Origin of the sequence: uncultured Maricaulis sp., from assembly GCF_963976135.1 — a bacterium.
Classification (GTDB): domain Bacteria; phylum Pseudomonadota; class Alphaproteobacteria; order Caulobacterales; family Maricaulaceae; genus Maricaulis.
In genome coordinates, this window is sequence record NZ_CAXBKN010000060.1 from 1 (window position 1) to 18930 (window position 18930).

General features: G+C 62.3%; 17 protein-coding genes. 14 read left to right on the forward strand and 3 right to left on the reverse strand.

All coding sequences use genetic code 11. The features are described 5' to 3' along the window. Nucleotides 1-28 precede the first annotated feature (28 nt). Together AAC023_RS09285 and AAC023_RS09290 are read right to left on the reverse strand one after the other, a co-directional pair. Nucleotides 29-475 (reverse strand): hypothetical protein, encoded by a 447-nt coding sequence (locus AAC023_RS09285; protein ID WP_339740444.1) that lies wholly within the window; start codon nucleotides 473-475, stop codon nucleotides 29-31. Nucleotides 476-713: 238 nt separating this feature from the next. Continuing rightward, the gene (locus tag AAC023_RS09290; RefSeq protein WP_339740446.1) at nucleotides 714-1061 is read right to left on the reverse strand and encodes a hypothetical protein; all 348 of its coding nucleotides are present in this window, start codon (nucleotides 1059-1061) and stop codon (nucleotides 714-716) included. 610 nt (nucleotides 1062-1671) lie between these two features. Between AAC023_RS09290 and AAC023_RS09295 the strand changes: the two genes are divergently transcribed. The 14 genes from AAC023_RS09295 to gspN all read left to right on the forward strand — a co-directional run bounded on the left by AAC023_RS09295 (nucleotide 1672) and on the right by gspN (nucleotide 18445). Next, complete coding sequence (locus tag AAC023_RS09295) at nucleotides 1672-4530, forward strand: hypothetical protein (protein WP_339740448.1); 2859 nt, start codon at nucleotides 1672-1674, stop codon at nucleotides 4528-4530. Between the two features lie 100 nt (nucleotides 4531-4630). Beyond that, nucleotides 4631-7279 carry a TonB-dependent receptor gene (locus AAC023_RS09300; protein WP_339740450.1) on the forward strand — a complete coding sequence of 883 codons (2649 nt, stop codon included), beginning with the start codon at nucleotides 4631-4633 and terminating at the stop codon, nucleotides 7277-7279. 227 nt (nucleotides 7280-7506) lie between these two features. Further along, nucleotides 7507-8343, forward strand: coding sequence for a type II secretion system protein N (locus AAC023_RS09305; RefSeq protein WP_339740452.1), 837 nt, complete (start codon nucleotides 7507-7509; stop codon nucleotides 8341-8343). After that, the gene (gspD, locus tag AAC023_RS09310) at nucleotides 8343-10283 is read left to right on the forward strand and encodes a type II secretion system secretin GspD (RefSeq protein ID WP_339740454.1); all 1941 of its coding nucleotides are present in this window, start codon (nucleotides 8343-8345) and stop codon (nucleotides 10281-10283) included. Before AAC023_RS09305 ends, gspD begins: the two co-directional genes overlap by 1 nt. A gap of 2 nt (nucleotides 10284-10285) precedes the next feature. Beyond that, a complete protein-coding gene (locus AAC023_RS09315) occupies nucleotides 10286-11794 on the forward strand; it encodes an ATPase, T2SS/T4P/T4SS family (protein ID WP_339740456.1) in 1509 nt (502 codons plus the stop codon). Further along, nucleotides 11781-13022, forward strand: coding sequence for a type II secretion system inner membrane protein GspF (gene gspF, locus AAC023_RS09320; protein WP_339740458.1), 1242 nt, complete (start codon nucleotides 11781-11783; stop codon nucleotides 13020-13022). Before AAC023_RS09315 ends, gspF begins: the two co-directional genes overlap by 14 nt. Nucleotides 13023-13032: 10 nt before the next feature. Beyond that, on the forward strand, nucleotides 13033-13485 hold the full coding sequence (gene gspG / locus AAC023_RS09325; RefSeq protein WP_339740460.1) for a type II secretion system major pseudopilin GspG: 453 nt from the start codon (nucleotides 13033-13035) through the stop codon (nucleotides 13483-13485). After that, the gene (locus tag AAC023_RS09330) at nucleotides 13482-13976 is read left to right on the forward strand and encodes a GspH/FimT family pseudopilin (protein WP_339740462.1); all 495 of its coding nucleotides are present in this window, start codon (nucleotides 13482-13484) and stop codon (nucleotides 13974-13976) included. Before gspG ends, AAC023_RS09330 begins: the two co-directional genes overlap by 4 nt. Beyond that, a complete protein-coding gene (gspI, locus tag AAC023_RS09335) occupies nucleotides 13973-14350 on the forward strand; it encodes a type II secretion system minor pseudopilin GspI (protein ID WP_339740464.1) in 378 nt (125 codons plus the stop codon). Before AAC023_RS09330 ends, gspI begins: the two co-directional genes overlap by 4 nt. Beyond that, entirely contained in the window at nucleotides 14347-15009 is a 663-nt protein-coding gene (locus AAC023_RS09340) for a type II secretion system protein GspJ (RefSeq protein WP_339740466.1), read from the forward strand. Before gspI ends, AAC023_RS09340 begins: the two co-directional genes overlap by 4 nt. Then, complete coding sequence (gene gspK, locus AAC023_RS09345) at nucleotides 15006-15995, forward strand: type II secretion system minor pseudopilin GspK (RefSeq protein WP_339740468.1); 990 nt, start codon at nucleotides 15006-15008, stop codon at nucleotides 15993-15995. Before AAC023_RS09340 ends, gspK begins: the two co-directional genes overlap by 4 nt. Further along, nucleotides 15992-17215, forward strand: coding sequence for a type II secretion system protein GspL (gene gspL / locus AAC023_RS09350; protein WP_339740470.1), 1224 nt, complete (start codon nucleotides 15992-15994; stop codon nucleotides 17213-17215). The genes gspK and gspL overlap by 4 nt, the downstream gene beginning before the upstream one ends. After that, nucleotides 17212-17709 (forward strand): type II secretion system protein M, encoded by a 498-nt coding sequence (locus AAC023_RS09355; RefSeq protein WP_339740472.1) that lies wholly within the window; start codon nucleotides 17212-17214, stop codon nucleotides 17707-17709. The genes gspL and AAC023_RS09355 overlap by 4 nt, the downstream gene beginning before the upstream one ends. Nucleotides 17710-17713: 4 nt before the next feature. Continuing rightward, nucleotides 17714-18445, forward strand: a complete 732-nt coding sequence (gene gspN, locus AAC023_RS09360) for a type II secretion system protein N (RefSeq protein ID WP_339740474.1) — start codon at nucleotides 17714-17716, stop codon at nucleotides 18443-18445. Between the two features lie 67 nt (nucleotides 18446-18512). On the opposite strand, the gene AAC023_RS09365 is transcribed toward gspN, so the two are convergent. After that, nucleotides 18513-18930: hypothetical protein (locus tag AAC023_RS09365; RefSeq protein WP_339740476.1), on the reverse strand; the 418-nt coding region annotated here is incomplete at its 5' end.

Below are 18930 nucleotides of genomic sequence, written 5' to 3' on the forward strand. Positions count from 1 at the left end.
GTCACGCGCGCTTCGTCCTCGGTCTCGCCTATTCGCTTCCAGACAGTGTGCGGGCGATTGTGAGCAGGGGGCGCCCGATCGCCCTGTCGCCGGTTACGGTACACAGAGTGCCATCGGTCGCGCGGTGGTAAATGACCGTGTCCCTGGTCACATCATAGGCCGCGCCTGCGGCTTGAAAGAAGTCAGCCGCCGCGGCGTCGAGCGCCTGACGGGAGGCGTCCGGCATTTCCGCGATCGAGAACTCAAGATCTTCGGCGCGCCCTGCGACGAGGCTGGAGATTCGAACCACGCCGTCAGGCCCGCGTTCCAGCAATGTCTGGCCGGGCTCGAGCAAGCGGGCCGGGCTTTCAGCAAAGCAGGCTGACGAGGTGGCAAGATGGTCGGCGTCATAGGCCGGGGCGGCACTATTGACCGTCTCCGGCTGGGAGCATGCTGCGGTCAGTGTGACTGCGACGATCGCAAGCAGGGCTTTCATAGTTCGCGACTCCGAGTGGCGATGAGCGGCGAGCTATATCGAGCGGTGGGCAGGGTGTGAAATGAAGCTTTTGTGTCGTGCTGAGCGCACGCTGCCTCCAAGAACAAGGCCCCGGCTGCCCAGTGCTGCAAGCCGCGATCGGCAGGAGTCTCAATTGGAAAGGCAGCTCCCCGGCAGCAGGCATCGCGTGCCGCCGGGGCGTGCGCCAGATTGCCGGCGACAAATTCGGTGGCGCGTTCTAACTGGTCGGTGCGGCTGCATCATGCTGGACGCGGAGGGCGTGTTCGGTGAGCCGGGCAGCGTGCAGCGCGGAGAGGCCGGGATTGTCGACCTGCGTGATGGCCGCCGCCAGAACGTCAGCCTCGCACTGCTTGGTCACGACGCCGAGGTTGAACTGCTCGCAATACAACCCGGTTTGCGCGACCAGGCGTTCATAGGTCTCCAGAATGCCCGCGTCAGTAAGAAGCGTGGCCTGGTCGGTCTGGAAGGTGAAGACGTTGGTGGATTGAGCCTGTACCGCCGGCATGGTGGTCGCCAGCACCAAGGCGGCGCCTGCGAGGGCGAACAGGCGGGTGGGATGCATCATGATTATTTGCTCCGTTTCATCGATCCAGACGCCGTGTTTGACATCTAACTGTCGCAATTCTACCGCATCCGGATACGGATTAAAAGATGCTCAATATTCTGACGAATGTCCGAGCTTATTTGTATGTGGTACAACATGTTACATGGCCATAAGTGAGATTTTCTAGATTCGTCAATTAGTGCAATTTCGCCGAAAATGATTATTCGGAAATTCGCAAATTACCAACTTCTTAGGAAAGTTTTCCTTCATTTCAGCAGAAATATGACATTTATCCACAGGCCCGTCAGCGGACCCGATCGTGCCTGTATTGCCCGGCAGCCGGTCAGGGGGGCGGACCACCCGAACGCACTCACGCGTCACAAAAAATTCAAGCATTCAACCAATCAAGGCGCACGGCGCCACGATGTGGCTGCCGCTTCAGTCCTGGGCAATCCTCTTCCGGACTTTCCGAAATACCGAACTCCCGGCGGAGCGAGATGTCCCCCGCTCCAGCTGGCCGGCCGACGCTCTTCACGTCACGGCACCGTCACACAGCCTCTATAGGGCCAAGCTGGAAATGGGCCGGTCAGGATCGGTCCGCATGGCATGGTTTCTTTAAGGGGTGTCTCAAATGTCGAAACAAGAATTCCGCAAGTTTCTGCTCGCCGGCACGGCATGTGTGCTGCTGGCATCGTGCTCGGATACGTCGATCTCGTCGCCGGGTGTTACCGATGTCGGGACAGCTCCCGGCGGCGGCAGTGGTGGCGGCGGTGGTACCGGCAATGTGGTGATTGATCTCATCCCGGCCGGCGGCTGCGGCACCGGCTCGATCCGCGAAACAAGCGTCACGCAGGGTACGACGACCATCAATGCCTGCGAGATCACCGGCAATATCACTTCGAATACCACGATCGCTGCCAATGCCGGCGTGATCGTCACCGGACCGGTCTTTGTCGGTCTCGATGATGGTGCCACGGCGCAAAAACCCAATGGAGAGGCCGCTGGCGGCACGCCGGTTACCCTGACCATCAATCCGGGTGCCACTCTGTTCGGCGCTGCCGGCTCCGACTATATCGTCGTCACCCGCGGTTCCCGCATCGAAGCAGTCGGCACCGCCGACTCGCCGATCGTGATGACCTCCCGGTCCGACATTGAAGGCACGGTAGGCGCCAACGAAATTGGTCTTTGGGGCGGTCTGGTCATCAATGGCCGCGCACCGATCAATGCCTGTATCGATGGCACGGCCGTTGGCGGTTCTGCCGATTGTGTGAAGTCCGGTGAAGGTTCTTCCGGCCTGTTCGGCGGCGACAATCCGGCCGATGATTCCGGAATTCTGCGTTACCTCCAGGTTCGCTTCGCCGGCTTCAAGGTGAATAATGAAGACGAACTCAACGGTATTGCTTTCCAGGGTGTCGGCAGCGGCACGGAAGTTGACTATGTCCAGGTCCACAATAATCAGGACGATGGCGTCGAGATGTTCGGCGGTGCCGTTGATCTGCGCCACCTGGTGCTGACCGGCAATTCCGACGACTCGATGGATTACACCGATGGCTGGAACGGCCGCGCACAATATGTGCTCGTGCGTCAGTCTGCCGATGGCGACCAGGGTTTCGAGTTCGACAATCGTTCGTCCAACAATACCCTGCTGCCGCGTTCCAATCCGCGCATCTCCAACTTCACCCTGATCGGTCAGCGCAATGGCACCGGGTCCAATGACTCCGACCAGGGCATGCTGATCCGCGCCGGTACTGCCGGCGAGCTCTATAACGGCATCGTTGTCGATTTCGGCGACAATTGCCTCGACATTGACGATGCCGAGACCTTCAACCGGATCGGCGCCACCGGTGCTGCCGGCGATGAAGACCTGATCATGCAATCAGTCGCGCTCGACTGCCCGGTCAATTTCTCGGAAACCGCCGGTGATCCGGTCGATGTCTCAGACTGGTTCCTGGGCCAGGCCAACAATGCCGAAATCGACAATACGATGTCGGGCGTCTTCCCGGGACCAATCGAGCTGGCGGTGGCAACCACTGACGTCAATGCCCTCGACCCCTGGTTTGACCTGACCAGCTATATCGGTGCCTTCTCGGATGCCGAGAGCGCGGCCTCCAACTGGGCTGCCGGCTGGACCTACAATCTCTTCGCCGATCCGGGCTGCCCGACCGGCACCATCGAATCCGCTGAAGTCATCAATAACCAGCGCATCTGCCAGATCACCGGCAATGTGACTGCCGATCTGCATCTGACCCGCGGTTCGATGTATGAACTCGTCGGTCCGGTGTTTGTCGGTGTCGACCGCGGTCCCGATGCTGCCAGCCCGGCGCCTTCGGGCATCGAGGTCGAGCTGACCATTGATCCCGGTGTCACAGTCTTCGGCTCGGCCGGCTCCGACTATATCGTGGTCGCCCGCGGTTCGAGCATTCGCTCCAACGGCACCCGCACCGCGCCCGTCGTGATGACGGCTAGAGCGGATGTCGACGGCACGGTCGGTGCTGCTGAAATCGGCCTCTGGGGCGGACTGGTGATCAATGGTCGCGCGCCGATCAATGCCTGTATCGACGGTACGGCCACGGGCGGTTCGGTTGATTGCGAGAAATCCGGCGAAGGCTCATCGGGCCTGTTCGGCGGTGCCGATCCGACGGATGACTCGGGCAATATCTTCTACACCCAGGTCCGCTATGCCGGCTTCAAGGTGAACAATGAGGACGAGCTCAACGGTATTGCCTTCCAGGGTGTCGGCAGCGGCACGGAAGTTGACTACGTCCAGGTCCACAACAATGCTGATGACGGCGTTGAAATGTTCGGCGGGGCCGTCGATCTGCGCCACCTGGTGCTGACCGGCAATTCCGACGACTCGATGGATTACACCGATGGCTGGATCGGGCGCGCCCAGTTCGTCATCATCCAGCAGTCGGACGATGGTGATCAGGGCTTCGAGTGGGACAACCGCTCGTCCAACAATGCGCTGCTGCCACGATCCAACCCGCGCATTTCCAACTTCACCCTGATCGGCCGCCGTAATGGTGCGGGCTCCAACGACTCCGATGAAGGCATGCTGATCCGTGCCGGCACCGCGGGCGAGCTCTACAACGGCATCGTGGTTGATTTCGGCAATGCCTGCCTGAATGTCGACGACAACGAGACCTTCGACCGTATCGGAGCCACCGGCGCTGCGGGCGATGAAGACCTCATCATCCAGTCGACCGTTCTCGATTGCCTGACCAACTTCAAGGAAACCGCCGGCGATCCAGTCGATCTGTCGACCTGGTTCCTCGGTCAGGCCAACAATGCCGAGATCACCCATTCGATGAGCGGCTTCACCTTCATCCCGGGTTCCACCGGTGTTGTTCCCGGGGCCACCGAGCTGGCGGTCACGACGACCGACGTCAACGCGCTCGATAGCTGGTTCGAACCGGTCACCTATATCGGTGCCGTCGAGGACAGCAACGACACTTGGTACCAGGGCTGGACTTTCCAGGTCACTCCGTAACGCACGACCTCATGCCCGGCCGGCTCATGCCGGCCGGGACCAGGTTCCGTTCAACCGAAGTCTCACGGTGATGAAGATGAAAACGAATCGTATGGCATTCATGGCCGCCCTCCTTGCGTCGACGACGCTGGTGCCGGCCGCTGCGCTCGCGCAGGATGCGGAAAGCCCCAGTGATGTTGAAGTCATCACGGTGCGCTATCAGTATATCCCCGAAGCCCGCCGCGTGACCTCCGAGGTTTCGGCGTCCCTCTCGATCGACGACCTGATCACGACGGGCGATTCCGATCTCGCCGGTGCGCTGGTGCGGATCACCGGCCTGTCGACAACCCAGGGCCGGTTTGTCGTCGTTCGCGGTCTCAATGAGCGCTATTCCAACACGCTCCTCAACGGCTCGCCCATGCCCTCTCCGGAGCCCTTCCGGCGCGCCGCTCCGCTCGATATTTTCCCGACGAATATCCTGTCGAATGTCCTCGTCCAGAAAACCTTCTCTCCCCGCTTCCCGGGTGAGTTCGGCGGCGGCGTCATCGGTATCGAGACCTCGGCCCTGCCGGAAGAAGGCTTCTTCACCGCCGATGTCGATGGCAGTTTCAACACCATCACGACCGGCAATCGCGGCATCACCTATAACGGCTCCGACACCGACTGGCTGGGCTATGATGACGGTTTGCGTGACATTCCGGCCGAACTGGCATCGGTGTTCCAGACAACCCGCGTCGGCAATAACCTGCCCGCCGACCAGCAACAGGCCATCGGCCGTTCGCTCGTCAATTCCGAGCTCTGGGTTATCCAGAATGTCGACACCGACGCCAATGGCTCGATCTCGTTCAACGCCGGTGATCGCTTTGATTTCGAGAACTTCTCGCTCGGCGTGATCGCGGCTGCCCAGTACAGCAATGCCTGGGAGACGCGTGAAGGTCAGCGCGGCAAGGGCCGGATCGGTGCCGGCGATGAGCTGGTCTATGAAAACGGACCACCGCTCGCCGACCGTTCGGGCATCGCCCTTCCGGGTGAGGGGATCAATAATTTCTTTGGCACCGAGAACACGATCGACGTGTCCGGGATGGTGTCGGTCGGTGTTGATTTCTACAACGACCACTCGATCAATTTCCTGACCATGGCGCTGCGTTCGACCTCGAAGGAAGCGCGCATCGAGGAAGAGTTCAATGCGGGCGCCAATGGTGTCTTCCGCACGGACAGCACCGAATGGTTTGAACGTCAGGTCCTGTTCAACCAGCTGACCGGTGAGCACCTGTTTGACAGCCTCGGCGGCCTGTCGGTCGAATGGCGGATCTCCGAAGCGACCGCGACCCGTGATGCGCCCTACCAGCGCAGCGCCGACTATGCCTACACCAATACCGGCTATGTCTATGAGGGTACGGTCAATGGCAACTCGACTGCTTTCTCGGAGGTTGAAGACAATACCTCTGACTACGGCGTCGATCTTGAACTTCCCGTCGAGCTTGGCTCGATGGACGTCTCGCTGACGGCCGGCTATGCCAATACCAGCCGCGAGCGCGATGCCTGGACACGCCGCTTCTCCTTCGCACCCGGTTCGGTCGGCATTCCGTCCGACCTGCTGAGCAGCCGTATCGACTACATCTTTGCCAACCAGAACATCACGGATGAGCGCCTGCGGCTCATCGAGACCGGCGGCCTCTCGCTGCCGGAGGCCTATCACGGCCAGCTTGACGTCGATGCCTATTATGTCGGCGCCGATGTTGCACTGACCGATTTCGTTCGTGCCGCATTCGGGGCGCGCTTCGAAGACGGTGAGTTGAGTGTCGACACCTTCGCTTTCCCGGCCAGTGCGGCGGATAGCGGCCTGGTCGAGACCCAGCAGCAGGAAGACTATGTCCTGCCGGCCGTGACGCTGACCTGGACCTTTGCTGACAATCTCCAGCTCCGGACCGGTTACTCCCAGACGATCGCCCGCCCGCAATTCCGCGAGCTGGCCTTTGCCGAATTCTTCAACACGGACACCGATCAGCGTTTCCAGGGAAATCCCTACCTGGAAAACACCGAGATGACGAATTATGACGCCCGCCTCGAATACTATTTCGGCCGGGAACAATTCGTCACCGTCGGCGCCTTCTACAAGGAGCTGACCAATCCGATCGAGGAATTCATCATCCCGATCGGTGATGGCCTCAATACCTCCTTCATCAACGCACCGAGCGCGACCCTGACCGGGGCCGAGTTCGAATACGAGAAAACCTTCGACTTCTCGGATCGTTGGGACCAGCCCTTCTTCAATGACCGCGAATGGTTCGTGAAGACCAACTACACCTACATCCAGTCGGAAGTGTCCGGCGAGGGTACGGTCACTGTCGCCCAGGGTGCCTTCGGCAACCCGCAGGCGCTGGTGCTCAATGCTGCCGGCTTCATTGAAGACGGCCGCGCCCTCCAGGGCCAGTCAGAGCATCTGTTCAACGTCCAGGTCGGTTTCGAAACCTTCGACGGCCGGGCGCGCGGTGCACTGCTCTACAATTATGTCAGTGACCGGACCCGGGCCGTGGCCAACCTGTCCGACAGTCTCCCCGAGATCGTCGAGCAGGTCCCGTCATCGCTCGACTTCGTCTACAGCCGCACAATCAATGTCGCGGAAGCGGACTGGGATGTCGGTTTCTCCGTCCGCAATATTCTCGGTGACGGCTACAGCGCCACCCAGAATGCCGGCGGAACCGAACTCGCTGTCGATACCTATGATCTGGGTACCACGTTCAGCGTTTCGGTCAGCCGTACCTGGTAAGCCAGTTCGTCGGGGCGGGCCCTTGGGTCCGCCCCGCATGCCGGCCTTTGCCCCGGCGACTACCCTTTCGCCCAATTCGAGTCGGTTTTTCGCGGCGTTGCGAAACTGTCATACGGGTGTCGCAGAACTGTCGGCAGTCACGTGTAATCGGAAGGCCAATGAGGGTCGGCAGCACGACCACTTCTTCGCTGGTCCGTGACACGGATTATGCTGTGGGCGAAATCAGCATGAGCAAGTTGGCACAATATCTGGTTACAGAATCCGGCCGCCATCGAGCACTGGCTGCTCTGGCAAGTGGCTGCGAGCTTGTTCTGGTCGCCCTGCTCGGCCTTCTGCTGGCCCGGGCAATCTGGTTCATCGCCTTTGGCGCCAGTGCGGCAAATATTTCGTTCGAGGATGCGGTCCAGCCTGGCGGCCGCACCCGAGACGCCAGCTACACATCCGGGATCGACAGCTTGCCAGCGGCGCAGATATTCGCCGATCGCACGGCTTCTCCGTCAAGCGCGGTCGAAATCGCCGCGATCCCTGAATCCCGCCTCAATCTGGTCGTGCGCGGCATCCGTACCGGACAGTCCGCCACCGACGGGGTCGCCTTTTTGCAGACGCCCGATGGCCGCGACGGGATGTTCCGCCAGGGCGATGAAATCGTCGAGGGCGTCACCCTGCATTCGCTCGATCAGGATCGCATTATCATTGACCGCCGCGGCGGGCTGGAAGCGCTTGTTTTGCGCGAAACCCAGCGCCCGGCAGCGGCGGCAGTGCCGACGGCAGTGGCTACTTCGGCCGGCCGCACGCGGGGGCGGGCTCCCAGTGACATCTTCCGTGTCGTCCCGGTGTTCGAGGGCCAGGCATTGATCGGCTACCAGATGGCGACCGAATCCGACGTCGTCCTCACCGCCCTCGGGTTGCGCCAGGACGACATCCTGCTCGCCGTTGACGGCCAGGTTCTGGCTGAGTCCGGCGATGTGGCCGAGCTGTTCGAGAGCCTGCAGGGCCGCGAAACAATCTCTCTCTCAATCCGGCGCGGCGGTGTGCCGTTGACCCTCCAGGTGGATCTGTCCTGATGTTTTCGATTCCAAAACGAGCCGCCGCTTTTGTCGCCGCGATCGCTATCCTCATCTCGGGGCCCGCACAGGCCCAGGACAGTATCGTCAATTTCAATCAGGCTGATATCCAGACCGTTATCGACGATGTCTCGGCGGTTACCGGTCACACGTTTATCGTCGACCCATCCGTGCGGGGGCGAGTGACCATCACGTCCCAAACTGCGCTGACCGCGGAGGAGTATTTCCAGGTCTTCCTGTCGACGATGCGGGTGCATGGCTATGTCGTCGTGCCGACAGCTTCGGGCGCCTTCCAGATCGTGCCGGACCAGGCCGGTGCGCGTTCGGTCAGCCCGGTCAATGCGGAAATTCGCGGCGACCAGTATGCCACCCAGGTCATCCACCTCCAGCATGCCAGTGCCCAGGATGCGCTCGCCGTGCTGCGGCCGATCATTCATCCGCAGGGCAGCGTCAATGCCGCACCGGGCAGAAATGCGCTCGTCATTGTCGACTTCGCCGAGAATATGCAGCGCATACGGGAGGTCGTTCGTGACCTGGATCGCGATACGGCCGTTTATGAAATGGTTGAGCTGGAGAACGCTTCTGCCTCGGAAATGAGTCTGATTATCCAGCGCTCCAGCAATTCGGGCGGCACGGGGGAGGGGCAAACCCGCAGCGGTGTCACCGTCGCACCACTCTCATCGTCGAACACATTACTGCTGCGCGGCACGGCAAATGCCGTGCGTGACATGGCCGCCTTGATCCGCCGCGTCGATGCGGCGAGCATCTCCAACCAGGGCTTCCGCGTCGTTTATCTCAACAATGCCGACGGCGAAATGTTGTTGCCGATTCTTGAGGAAATGGTCGACGCGATGAGCGCCGGGGCTCCGGGCGACCGTCGGCCGACAGTCGCACATCACGCACCGACCAATGCGCTCGTCATCAATGCCAGCATCGATGTCCAGCGCGAGCTCGAGCGCGTTATCCGACAGCTCGATGTGCGCCGCCCGCAAGTCCTCGTCGAGGGGATTATCGTCGAGATATCCGACAGCGCCGCGCGCGAACTCGGCGTTCAGATGATGCTCGCCGGCGGTGACAATAGCACCACACCGCTGGCCCTCACACGGTATTCCTCGGCCAATCCCGACCTTCTCGCCCTTGCCGGCGCTGTCGCGGTGCCCGGCGACAGTACCGATACCGTGGTCGCCGAACTCCGGGACGCGGCTCTGGCCTCATTGCTGGGCGTACGTGGTGGCGCGCTTGGCCTGGGCGGGCAATTGGGCAATGGCGGCCTGTTTGGCCTGGTGCTCAATGCCGTCGAGAACGACGTGAATTCCAACGTGCTCGCGACGCCATCCATCCTGGCTATGGACAATGAAGAGGCGAGCTTCATCTCTGGCCAGGAGATCCCGGTCACGACCGGCGAAACGCTCGGCAACAACAATTCCAACCCCTTCCGCACCGTTCAGCGCGAGGAAGTCGGTGTCAAACTCCTGGTTCGTCCCCAGATCACTGAAGGCGGGACAGTCCGGCTCTATATCGAGCAGGAAGTATCCAGCGTCGCTGGCAGTGTGGTCGGCGATTCCGCCGATCTGATCACAAACAAGCGCCGGGTCACGACCACTGTTCTGGCCGATAATGGCGAGATCATCGTACTCGGCGGTCTCATCCAGCAAGATGATGATGTCGATAATTCCCAACTGCCCGTACTGGGCGACTTGCCCGGGATCGGTAACCTGTTCCGGTCGCGCTCGCGCACGACGCACCGCACCAATCTGATGATCTTCATTCGCCCGACCATCATCAGGAGCGCGGATGACATGCGGGCCGTGACCGATGGCCGCTATAACTACATCACGCGCGAGCAGCGGCTGTCCCATCCCGATGGTGCGAGCAGCCTTGAAGCCTTGATGAGCATGATGGATGCGACCTCGACGCGCCTGCCGGAAGTTGGGGATTGATCGTGGCCGACAGCCTGAGCTCCCCCTCCTTGCCACCGGTGCGCTATGCTTTCGCGCGCCAGGCGGGAATCGCCTTCATTCCCGGCGACGCGCCGCGATACGTGGTCAGGAGCGGGGCCGACCGGCGACGCTTGCTCGAAGTGCGCCGGGTGGTTGGTGGCAATTATCCCGTCAGCGAGTTGGGCACGGTCGAGTATGACCAGCTCCTGCGCGATCTTTACGCTTATGCAGGGCTCGACGAGACCGAGCTTGAGGAAACCACTCGAGCCGAGTCCCTGTCCGATCTGATTGACCAGATTCCCCAGTCGGAAGACTTGCTCGATGATTCATCGAGCGCCCCGGTTATCCGTCTGATCAATGGGCTGATCGCCGAGGCCGTGCGCATGCAGGCTTCCGACGTGCACGTGGAATCCTTCAGTGATCGCGTGGTGATTCGCTACCGTATCGATGGGGTGATGAAGGAAGCGGCCAGCGTATCCGCGAAGCTTTCGAAACTGCTCGTGTCGCGGATCAAGGTGATGGCGCGCCTGGACATCGCCGAGAAGCGGCTTCCCCAGGATGGCCGGTTGTCGCTTTCCATCGGCAGCAAGTCGGTCGATATCCGCGTCTCCACCCTGCCGTCACGCAATGGCGAGCGGGTCGTTTTGCGCCTGCTCGACAACTCCGATGCGCGGTTCCGGCTTGATGATCTGGGCATGTCGGCAGAGGTGCTTGCGGCGTATGAGCGGGCACTCGCACAGCCCAATGGCATTGTCCTGGTGACCGGCCCGACCGGTGCCGGCAAGACGACCACGCTCTATTCGGGCCTTAACCGGCTCAATACGCTGGCGCGCAATATCCTCACAGTCGAGGATCCGATCGAATACGCCGTCGACGGGATCGGCCAGACCCAGGTCAACGCCAAGATCGGGATGACTTTCGCCGGTGGGCTGCGCGCCATCCTGCGCCAGGATCCCGATATCGTCATGGTTGGCGAGATCCGCGATGCCGAAACCGCTGAAGTCGCGGTGCAGGCCAGCCTGACCGGGCATCTCGTGCTTTCAACCGTCCACACGAACTCCGCCGTCGCCGCGATCGCCCGTCTGCGCGATATGGGAGTTGAGACCTACCTGCTTGCCTCGACACTGACCGCGATCATCGCCCAGCGGCTGGTTCGCCGCCTTTGCCATGCCTGCCGCGAAGCCTATGCGCCCGACGCAGCTGAACGGACGATGCTCGGTCTCGGCGAGGCGGAGGAGGTCGTGTTGTACAGGCCCACAGGATGCCCGGACTGCAAAGCGCTTGGCTATGCAGGGCGCGTCGGGATCTACGAGATCGTCGAGGTCGATGAAGTCCTGCGCAAGCTTATTCATGAAGATGCCCGCGAGAGCGTGATGGCGGCACACGCTTTCGCGCACAGCCAGACCCTGTTTGAGAATGGCGCGCGGCTGGCCCTGAGTGGCGAGACCAGCCTGGCGGAGGTGCTGCGTCTGTGCCGTGACGATGGGGGCGCGCGTCATGCCGGCGTTTGAATATAGCGCGCTCGACGGACGAGGGCACAAGAAGACTGGCCTGATCACCGCCGATTCGGAACTGGCCGCGCGGCGCGAACTGCGTCTGCAGCACATGGCGCCGCTGACCCTGCACCGGGCCGATGCCCGCCGTGGTGCCCACACGCCGGGCAATGCGCTTGGCCGATGGATCGAATACGCCTCGCAGCGCGATCTGGGCACGCGGGACCTGATGCTCATCACCCGCCAGCTGGCGGCGCTGGTCGATGCGGGCATGCCGGTCGAGGAATCGCTGGATCTGGTTGGGCGCCAACTTGAGAAGCATGCGATGCGGCGCGTAATCATGGCAGTGCGCGCCAGGGTCACCGAAGGCAACCGGCTGGCCGATGCCATGGCCGCTGCTCCACGCAGTTTTCCGCCGGTCTATCGGGCCCTGATCGCGGCGGGCGAGGCCAGTGGCAGTCTCGGCATGGTGCTGTCGCGCCTGGCCGACCACCTCGAAGCTGAGGACTCGGTGCGAAACAAGGTTGTTGGCGCGCTGGTCTATCCTGCGGTGCTTGCCGCCGTCGCGATCGGCGTCATCATCATGTTGATGCTTTTCGTCGTCCCCCGCCTCGCCGAACAATTTACCGGCATGGGGGTCAGTCTGCCGGCCTTGACCCGCATCATGATCGCGAGCTCTGACTTTCTCGCGGTTTCCTGGCCCTGGATCGTCGCGATCTCTGCCGGCGCTGTGCTCGCCTTCGCCTTCGCCTATCGGCAACCCGCCTACCGCCGGCTCCATGATGCCATCGTGGTTCGCCTGCCCTTGATTGGGACATTTCTGCGCCAGGTCGAGGCGGCAGCCTTCGCCCGCACCATGTCCATCTTGATCAATTCGGGCACGGTCCTGCCCGATGCATTGAGGGCAACCGGGCGCGCCGGATCCAACCACGCCTTCCGCGAGATGATTGCGAGTGTCGTCTCCGACGTGGAGGGTGGGCGCGGCTTGTCCGACGCTCTGACCCGCGGCGGCTGGATTCCACCACTTGTGATCTACATGGTCGCGGCGGGCGAACGCTCGGGCCGGCTCGACGAAATGTTCGGGCGCGCCGCCGACCAGCTCGGCCGGGATATCGACAGTTCGATTGCGGTCGGCCTGTCCTTGCTTGAACCGGCAATCATCCTGGTTCTCGGGATGGTCGTCGTCCTGATCGTTCTCTCCATCCTGTTGCCCATCCTGCAACTCAACACACTCGCCCTCGGCTAAGGAGGCTCTCATGACCCCGTATGACAAAGACGCGGACGCCACCGACAGCGAAGCTGGGTTTTCCCTGCTTGAAATCATGATTTCGATCTCCATCCTTGCCTTGCTTGCCACGATTGTCGTGATCAATGTCATGCCGGCGCAGGACCAGGCGATGGTTCAGAAAGCCTCAGCCGATATCGCGGTGCTGGAGCAGGCGCTCGACGCCTTCCGGCTCGACGCAAGGCGCTATCCGACCGTGGAAGAGGGGCTCCAGGCTCTCGTTGAAGTGCCGGCGGCCGGCGGCGCGGCCTATCGCGAGCAGGGCTATATCCGTCGCCTTCCGGCTGACCCGTGGGGCCATGCCTATCAATATGTCTATCCCGGAGAATACGGCGTGTTCGATGTGTTTTCGCTGGGCCGGGACGGCCGCGAAGGTGGCGAGGGGCTGGATGCCGACATTGGGAATTGGGAGCGCGAAACATGAGCATCAAGACCTCGACAGAGTCAGGGTTTTCCCTGCTTGAAGTGCTGATTGGAGTCTCGATCATGGCACTGATGGCGACCACGATCGCGCTTGCCGCCAGCCCTGAGCGGGCACCGCTGCGACGCGAAGCGGAGCGCCTGGTTGTGCGGCTGCACGAGGCCGAGCAGGAAGCGGTGATCTCCGGGCAGCCGGTCGGGCTAACCCTCACAGATGGCGGTTATGCCTTCACCAACTATGTCGACGGTGAGTGGCGGCTGCTGCGTAATCACCCAACCCTGCAGCCGCGCGGTTTCGCCACCGAGATGAGGTTGCGCAGCGATGCCATTGCCCTGGCCTGGCATCCCGAGGGCGTCGTCGTGTATCCTGCGGTGTTTTTCGATCCTGCCGGCTTCAATGACCCGTTCCGCATCCTGTTGGAGGAAGGTGGCCAGGCCTACGCCATCCTGCTTGACGATGCCGGACGCCTGCGTGTGGAAGCCGTCGCGGGATGAAGCCTCGCAGCGCCCATAGCCAGTCCGGTTTCTCCCTGATCGAGGTCATGATGGCGCTGATGGTCCTGGCGCTGGGCGGGATCGGCATGCTCAGCCTGATGCAGACCTCGACCCGCAATGCGGCCGCGATCCAGGAGCGCGCCCTGGCGGTGATCGCGGCCGAGAACCTGCTCAACCAGGCTCTGCTGGAACCGCGGATACGCGGCGGCGATGCGGGCGTTTATGAGCTGGCCGGCGGCAGTTATGCCTGGCAGCTCCTGGTCGAGCCGACCACCGACCGTGATCTGTTCCGCATGATTTTGCGCGTCAATGCGGCCGACACGGGCAATGAACTGGCCCGGCTCGAGACTTTTCGGCGCGGGAGCGGCGGATGAGCACTGCCAACAACCAGGCTGGTTTCTCTCTGCTCGAGATCCTGGTCGCGTCTTTTGTTTTTGCGCTGATGGCCAGCGTTGCGGTGACCTTGCTCTCAGCCAGCGTGCAGGGCTCGGAACAGGTTGATGGCGCCCGCGACCGTGTCGGTTCCCTCGACCGGATGCGGGTGATGTTGCGTGACGATATGGGACAGCTGACGCTCCGGCCGGTGCGCGAAGCCGATGGATTGCGCGACCCGGTCGTGTTTGCTGCGGCAACCGGTGGCGTCCCGGACCGTCAGAAGGCCAATCCCGCCGATCTCATCCTGCTCGTCTTCACGCGTGGTGGCGCGATTGATACCAGCGCCAGCCGGACACGCAGTTCGCTGATCAGGGTGGAATATGTCCTGCGGGGCGACAGCATCGTCCGGCGGGTTCGCGGCCATCCCGATGCCGGTCTGACACACGGATTTCGCGAGCAGATCCTGATCGAGGGTGTCAGCGAGGTCGGGCTTGAAGTGCTCAATGGAGCGGTCTGGGACGACACGATATTTGTGCCGGCCGGCTTTGCCGAGCAGGCTGTCGGGCTGCCGCGTGCCGTGCGTCTGTCTTACAGTCTCGCCGGCCTGGGCCGGCTGGAGCACCTTGTCCTGACCTCCGCCGCGGGGGTTGTGGCGTGATCGCGCGCGAGGACAAGCAGGCCGGTGCCGCGCTGATCACCGCCATCCTGATGGTGGCGCTGATGTCGAGTCTGGCGCTGGCGATTGCCTCCGGAATGCGCCTCTCGCTACGCCAGGCCGCCAATATGGAGGTGCGGGACCAGGCGCACTGGTATGTGCTCGGCGCGCGCGATTATGCCGAGGCCCTGCTGTTGCGGGCGCTTGACGATTCCAGCCAGGCTTTTCGCCCGGACGCCGGCTGGCTGAACACACCCCGCGTTTTCCCGATTGAAGGCGGCCAGATTACCGGCGAGATCCGTGACGCCCATAATTGCTTCAACCCCAACGCGCTTGTCACCGTTGACGCCCAGGGCAGGCTCGCCACCGACCCTGAGCAGCAGCGCCATTTCGAGCGGCTTCTGACGGAGGTCGGGATCGCGGCCGGGCAGGCGATCCAGGTCGCTGCGGCGACGGCCGATTGGCTCGATAGCGATCTGCGCCCGATCTCGTCCGGAGCCGAGGACGAGGTCTATCTGCGCGACGGGCGCGGCTACCGGACCGGCAACACCTATTTGTCTGAAGTCGAGGAATTGCGCGCGATCGCCGGTGTCACAGCTGACGCCTATCTTCGGGCAGCGCCGCTGATCTGTGCCTTCCCCGGTGGCCGACCCCTCGCGCACGATATCAATACATTGCGGCTCGATCAGGCCCCCCTGCTGGTGGCGGCACTGAAGGGTGCCCTGACCCGGGCCGAGGCCGAGACCGTCCTGCTGCAGCGGCCTACGGCCGGCTATGCTGACATTGAGGCTTTCTGGGCCACGGACATAATGGGCGCGCTCGAGCTCGATGCGGCTGAAAGGCCTGAGTTCGGAGTGACCTCGCGGTTTTTCGAGATTGAAATCACGGTGCAATATGCCGGTATCCGATACGCCCTGCGCGAGCAGGTCGAAGTGAGTGGCGGCCGGCAGATCACGCGTGTGACGCAGCGGCATGGAATCTTCCTATGAGTCAGACCCTCGTCCTGTTTCCAGCGCCACCGGGTGGTTTGCACTGGTCAATCCTTGAAGGTGAGCGCGATGCCGTGGTGCGGGCCTCGCACGGCGACAGTCTGGCTTCGCTCGATATGGCTCTGCTGCAATCAGTCAGGTCTACCATTATTGTCCTTCCCTCTGAGGATGTCTTCGTGAGCCAGGCCGTTTTGCCGACCCGGTCAGAGCATGATGCCCGGCAGGCCGCGCCATTTCTGATCGAGGAGGAGCTCGCCTCCAGGCTCGAGGAGGTCGATGTCGCCATCGGCGCTCCCGATGAGGACGGGCAGCGATGGGTGTTCGCTGCGGCCAAATCAGCGGTTGAGGCCTGGCGCGATACGTGCCGGCCCTACCTGCGCGGGACTGTTTCGACGGTCCCCGATTGCCTGCTTGTTGCCGAGGATGACGCCGCGCTGACGCTTCGCCATGAGCGGGGCCGGGTCATTTATCTCTATGGGGAGGCGCTGCGGCAGCCTGGCCGGGCTATTGGCGGTGCCGCGAACGGGCGCTTGTTCGACTCCTTGCTTCACAGCCTGGCAGCATCGGCCAGCGAGGGGCTGATCGCGGTCTCGCCCGCGCTTGGCCTGGCCGGAGAGCGCATAAAACCCTTGGAGGGCCGGCCGCTCGATCTGGCGGCGCACGGCTTGCCGGAGGTCGCTCTGAAACGGATGCCGGCATTGTTCGGACAACGGTCTGGTGCCGGTCTCGACTGGTCGCGGACACCTGGCCTGTTTGCACGTAGTGCCGCCCTCGCAGCCAGCCTGCTGATCGGCCTGGGACTCTTCATGCTCGGTGAGAGTGCCTATCTGCTGCAGAGGGCCGAGCGCTATGATGCGGCAAGCGTTGAGCTCGTACAGACAGCCTTCCCTGCCATTTCCGGCCCGCTTGACCCGGTGCGTGCCCGCAGGATTCTTGACGAGCGGCTCGCCGAGCGTCACGGCCGCGAACGAAGCGGAGAATTTCTGCCATTGCTGGCCGCGCTGGCGAATCTGTCGGACGGTCATGACTCCGTTGTGATCCAGACGATCCGCTATGATCAGTCTCGTCCCGAGCTCAATGTTTCGGCTCGCTATGACGTTTTCTCCGATTTCGACGCGCTGAGCGAAGATGCACAGGCGCGCAATATCGAACTTGTCGATCAGGGCGCGCGCGATGGCGCTGCCGGGATAGATGGTGACTTCATGCTGAGGATCCCATGACTTCTTTTCTGTCGAGCATTCCGACGCTTTGGGCCGGCCGCACGGGCCGCGAGCAAGTGATGATCCTGGCCTTCGCCGGTCTCTTGCTGGCCTGGTCGGTTCAAACCCTCTTGGCCGGGCCGCTGCTTGATGTTCACGAGCGGGCCCGTCGCGATTATGTAGCGGCCGTCGAACAGTACCGCGAGATTCGGGACGGCCTGGCTGATTATGCCGTTCTGCCCGCCGCAAATACCGACCCGAACGGCGCATCCCGGTCGCTGCGGACCATAGTGGGCGCTGCCGCGACGTCGCGCCGTATCGCCATCGCCGGCATTGTCCCGGGCGTCGATGGCCGGCTGAGCGTACATATCGACCGCGCTGATTACGCCGCCGCGATGGGTTGGCTCATCGAGATGGAACGTCGCCATGGCATTGAGGTGATGTCGATCACCATGGCCCGGCTGGATCACGACCAGGTCGAACTCAATCTCGTTCTAACCAGGACGGGGAGCTAGGCCAATGCAACGATTGCTGGCTGTTTTCATCGTCGCATTGCTCGCCGGGCTGATTGCCACCCTGCCGCTGAAACTGGTGCTTGGACTGACCGGCCATGGGATCGATCTGAGCCGGGCTGAAATTCATGGTTCGATCTGGAATGGCACGATACGGGGAGCCCGGTTCGGTCAGCTCTCCATACGTCGGGCGAAAATTCACACCCGGCCCTGGCCTCTGCTGGGTGGCCGGCTCGCAATCGACTGGGTGTTGGCCGATGCCGGATTACGCGGCAGCGGGCTTGCGTGGATCGATTTGCAGGGTGACTGGCAAGCACGCGACGCCCATCTTGTTGGCGTGCCGGTCCGGCTGGGCCTGCAGCGAATACCCGGCCTCACGGAAGGGACGGTCATCACGGTCAGTCTCGACCGGCTGGAAATCACCGACGGCCATTGCGCCGCTGCGAGCGGCACGATGAATGCGGCCGTCTCCGCCGATCTGTCGCAGGAATTCGGCCTCGCCGTGCCTGAACTGAGCGGTGTACTGGAATGCCGCGGCGGGGATCTGGTGGCCGCGCTGGCCGGGGAGAGTGAGGATATGAGCATCGCGGCTGAAATGAGTTTTGGCTTGACCGACATCGCGTGGAGGCTCGGCATCACAACGGCCAATCCCGATCTGGGCAATGCGCTGGCCTATTCAGCTTTCAACCTTTCGGATGGGGTCTGGCGGCGAAACGGGGAAATGCGTCATGCGGATTGAGGTGGTCATTGCCCTGGCTGGACTAAGTCTGGCTGCGACGGCCTGTCAGTCCTTGCCAATGCCGCTTTCAGCGAATGCCACCCCCTCGGCTGGAGAGACGGTCGCTCTGGAGGCGATGACGTCGCTCGGGCCGCAAAGGCTTGCTTCTGGAGAGTGCGGCGTTTTCCTTTGGCGTGCGGGTAGTCCTCATGACTTGCTGGCCTTTGAAAATCTCACGCGCGGTGAATTCAGGGTTCTGGTGGATGCGGAAATGCTGCGCTGGGCCAGCCCGGTGGTTGAGGGTGTGATCGCTGTCGGCGATCTCTATGAGCGTCGATTTCCTGGCTCTGGCAGCGTCCGCGATGTCGTGGTCTCTGGCCGTTTCGACGAAATTGTCGCGGATGGATTGCGCATGAATCGCGCTGTTCTGCGCCTGGATGGCGTCGATGGAAGCCGCAGGGTAAATCCGGTTCTCGGTCATTACTCCTGCCGTGGGGACTAGGGCG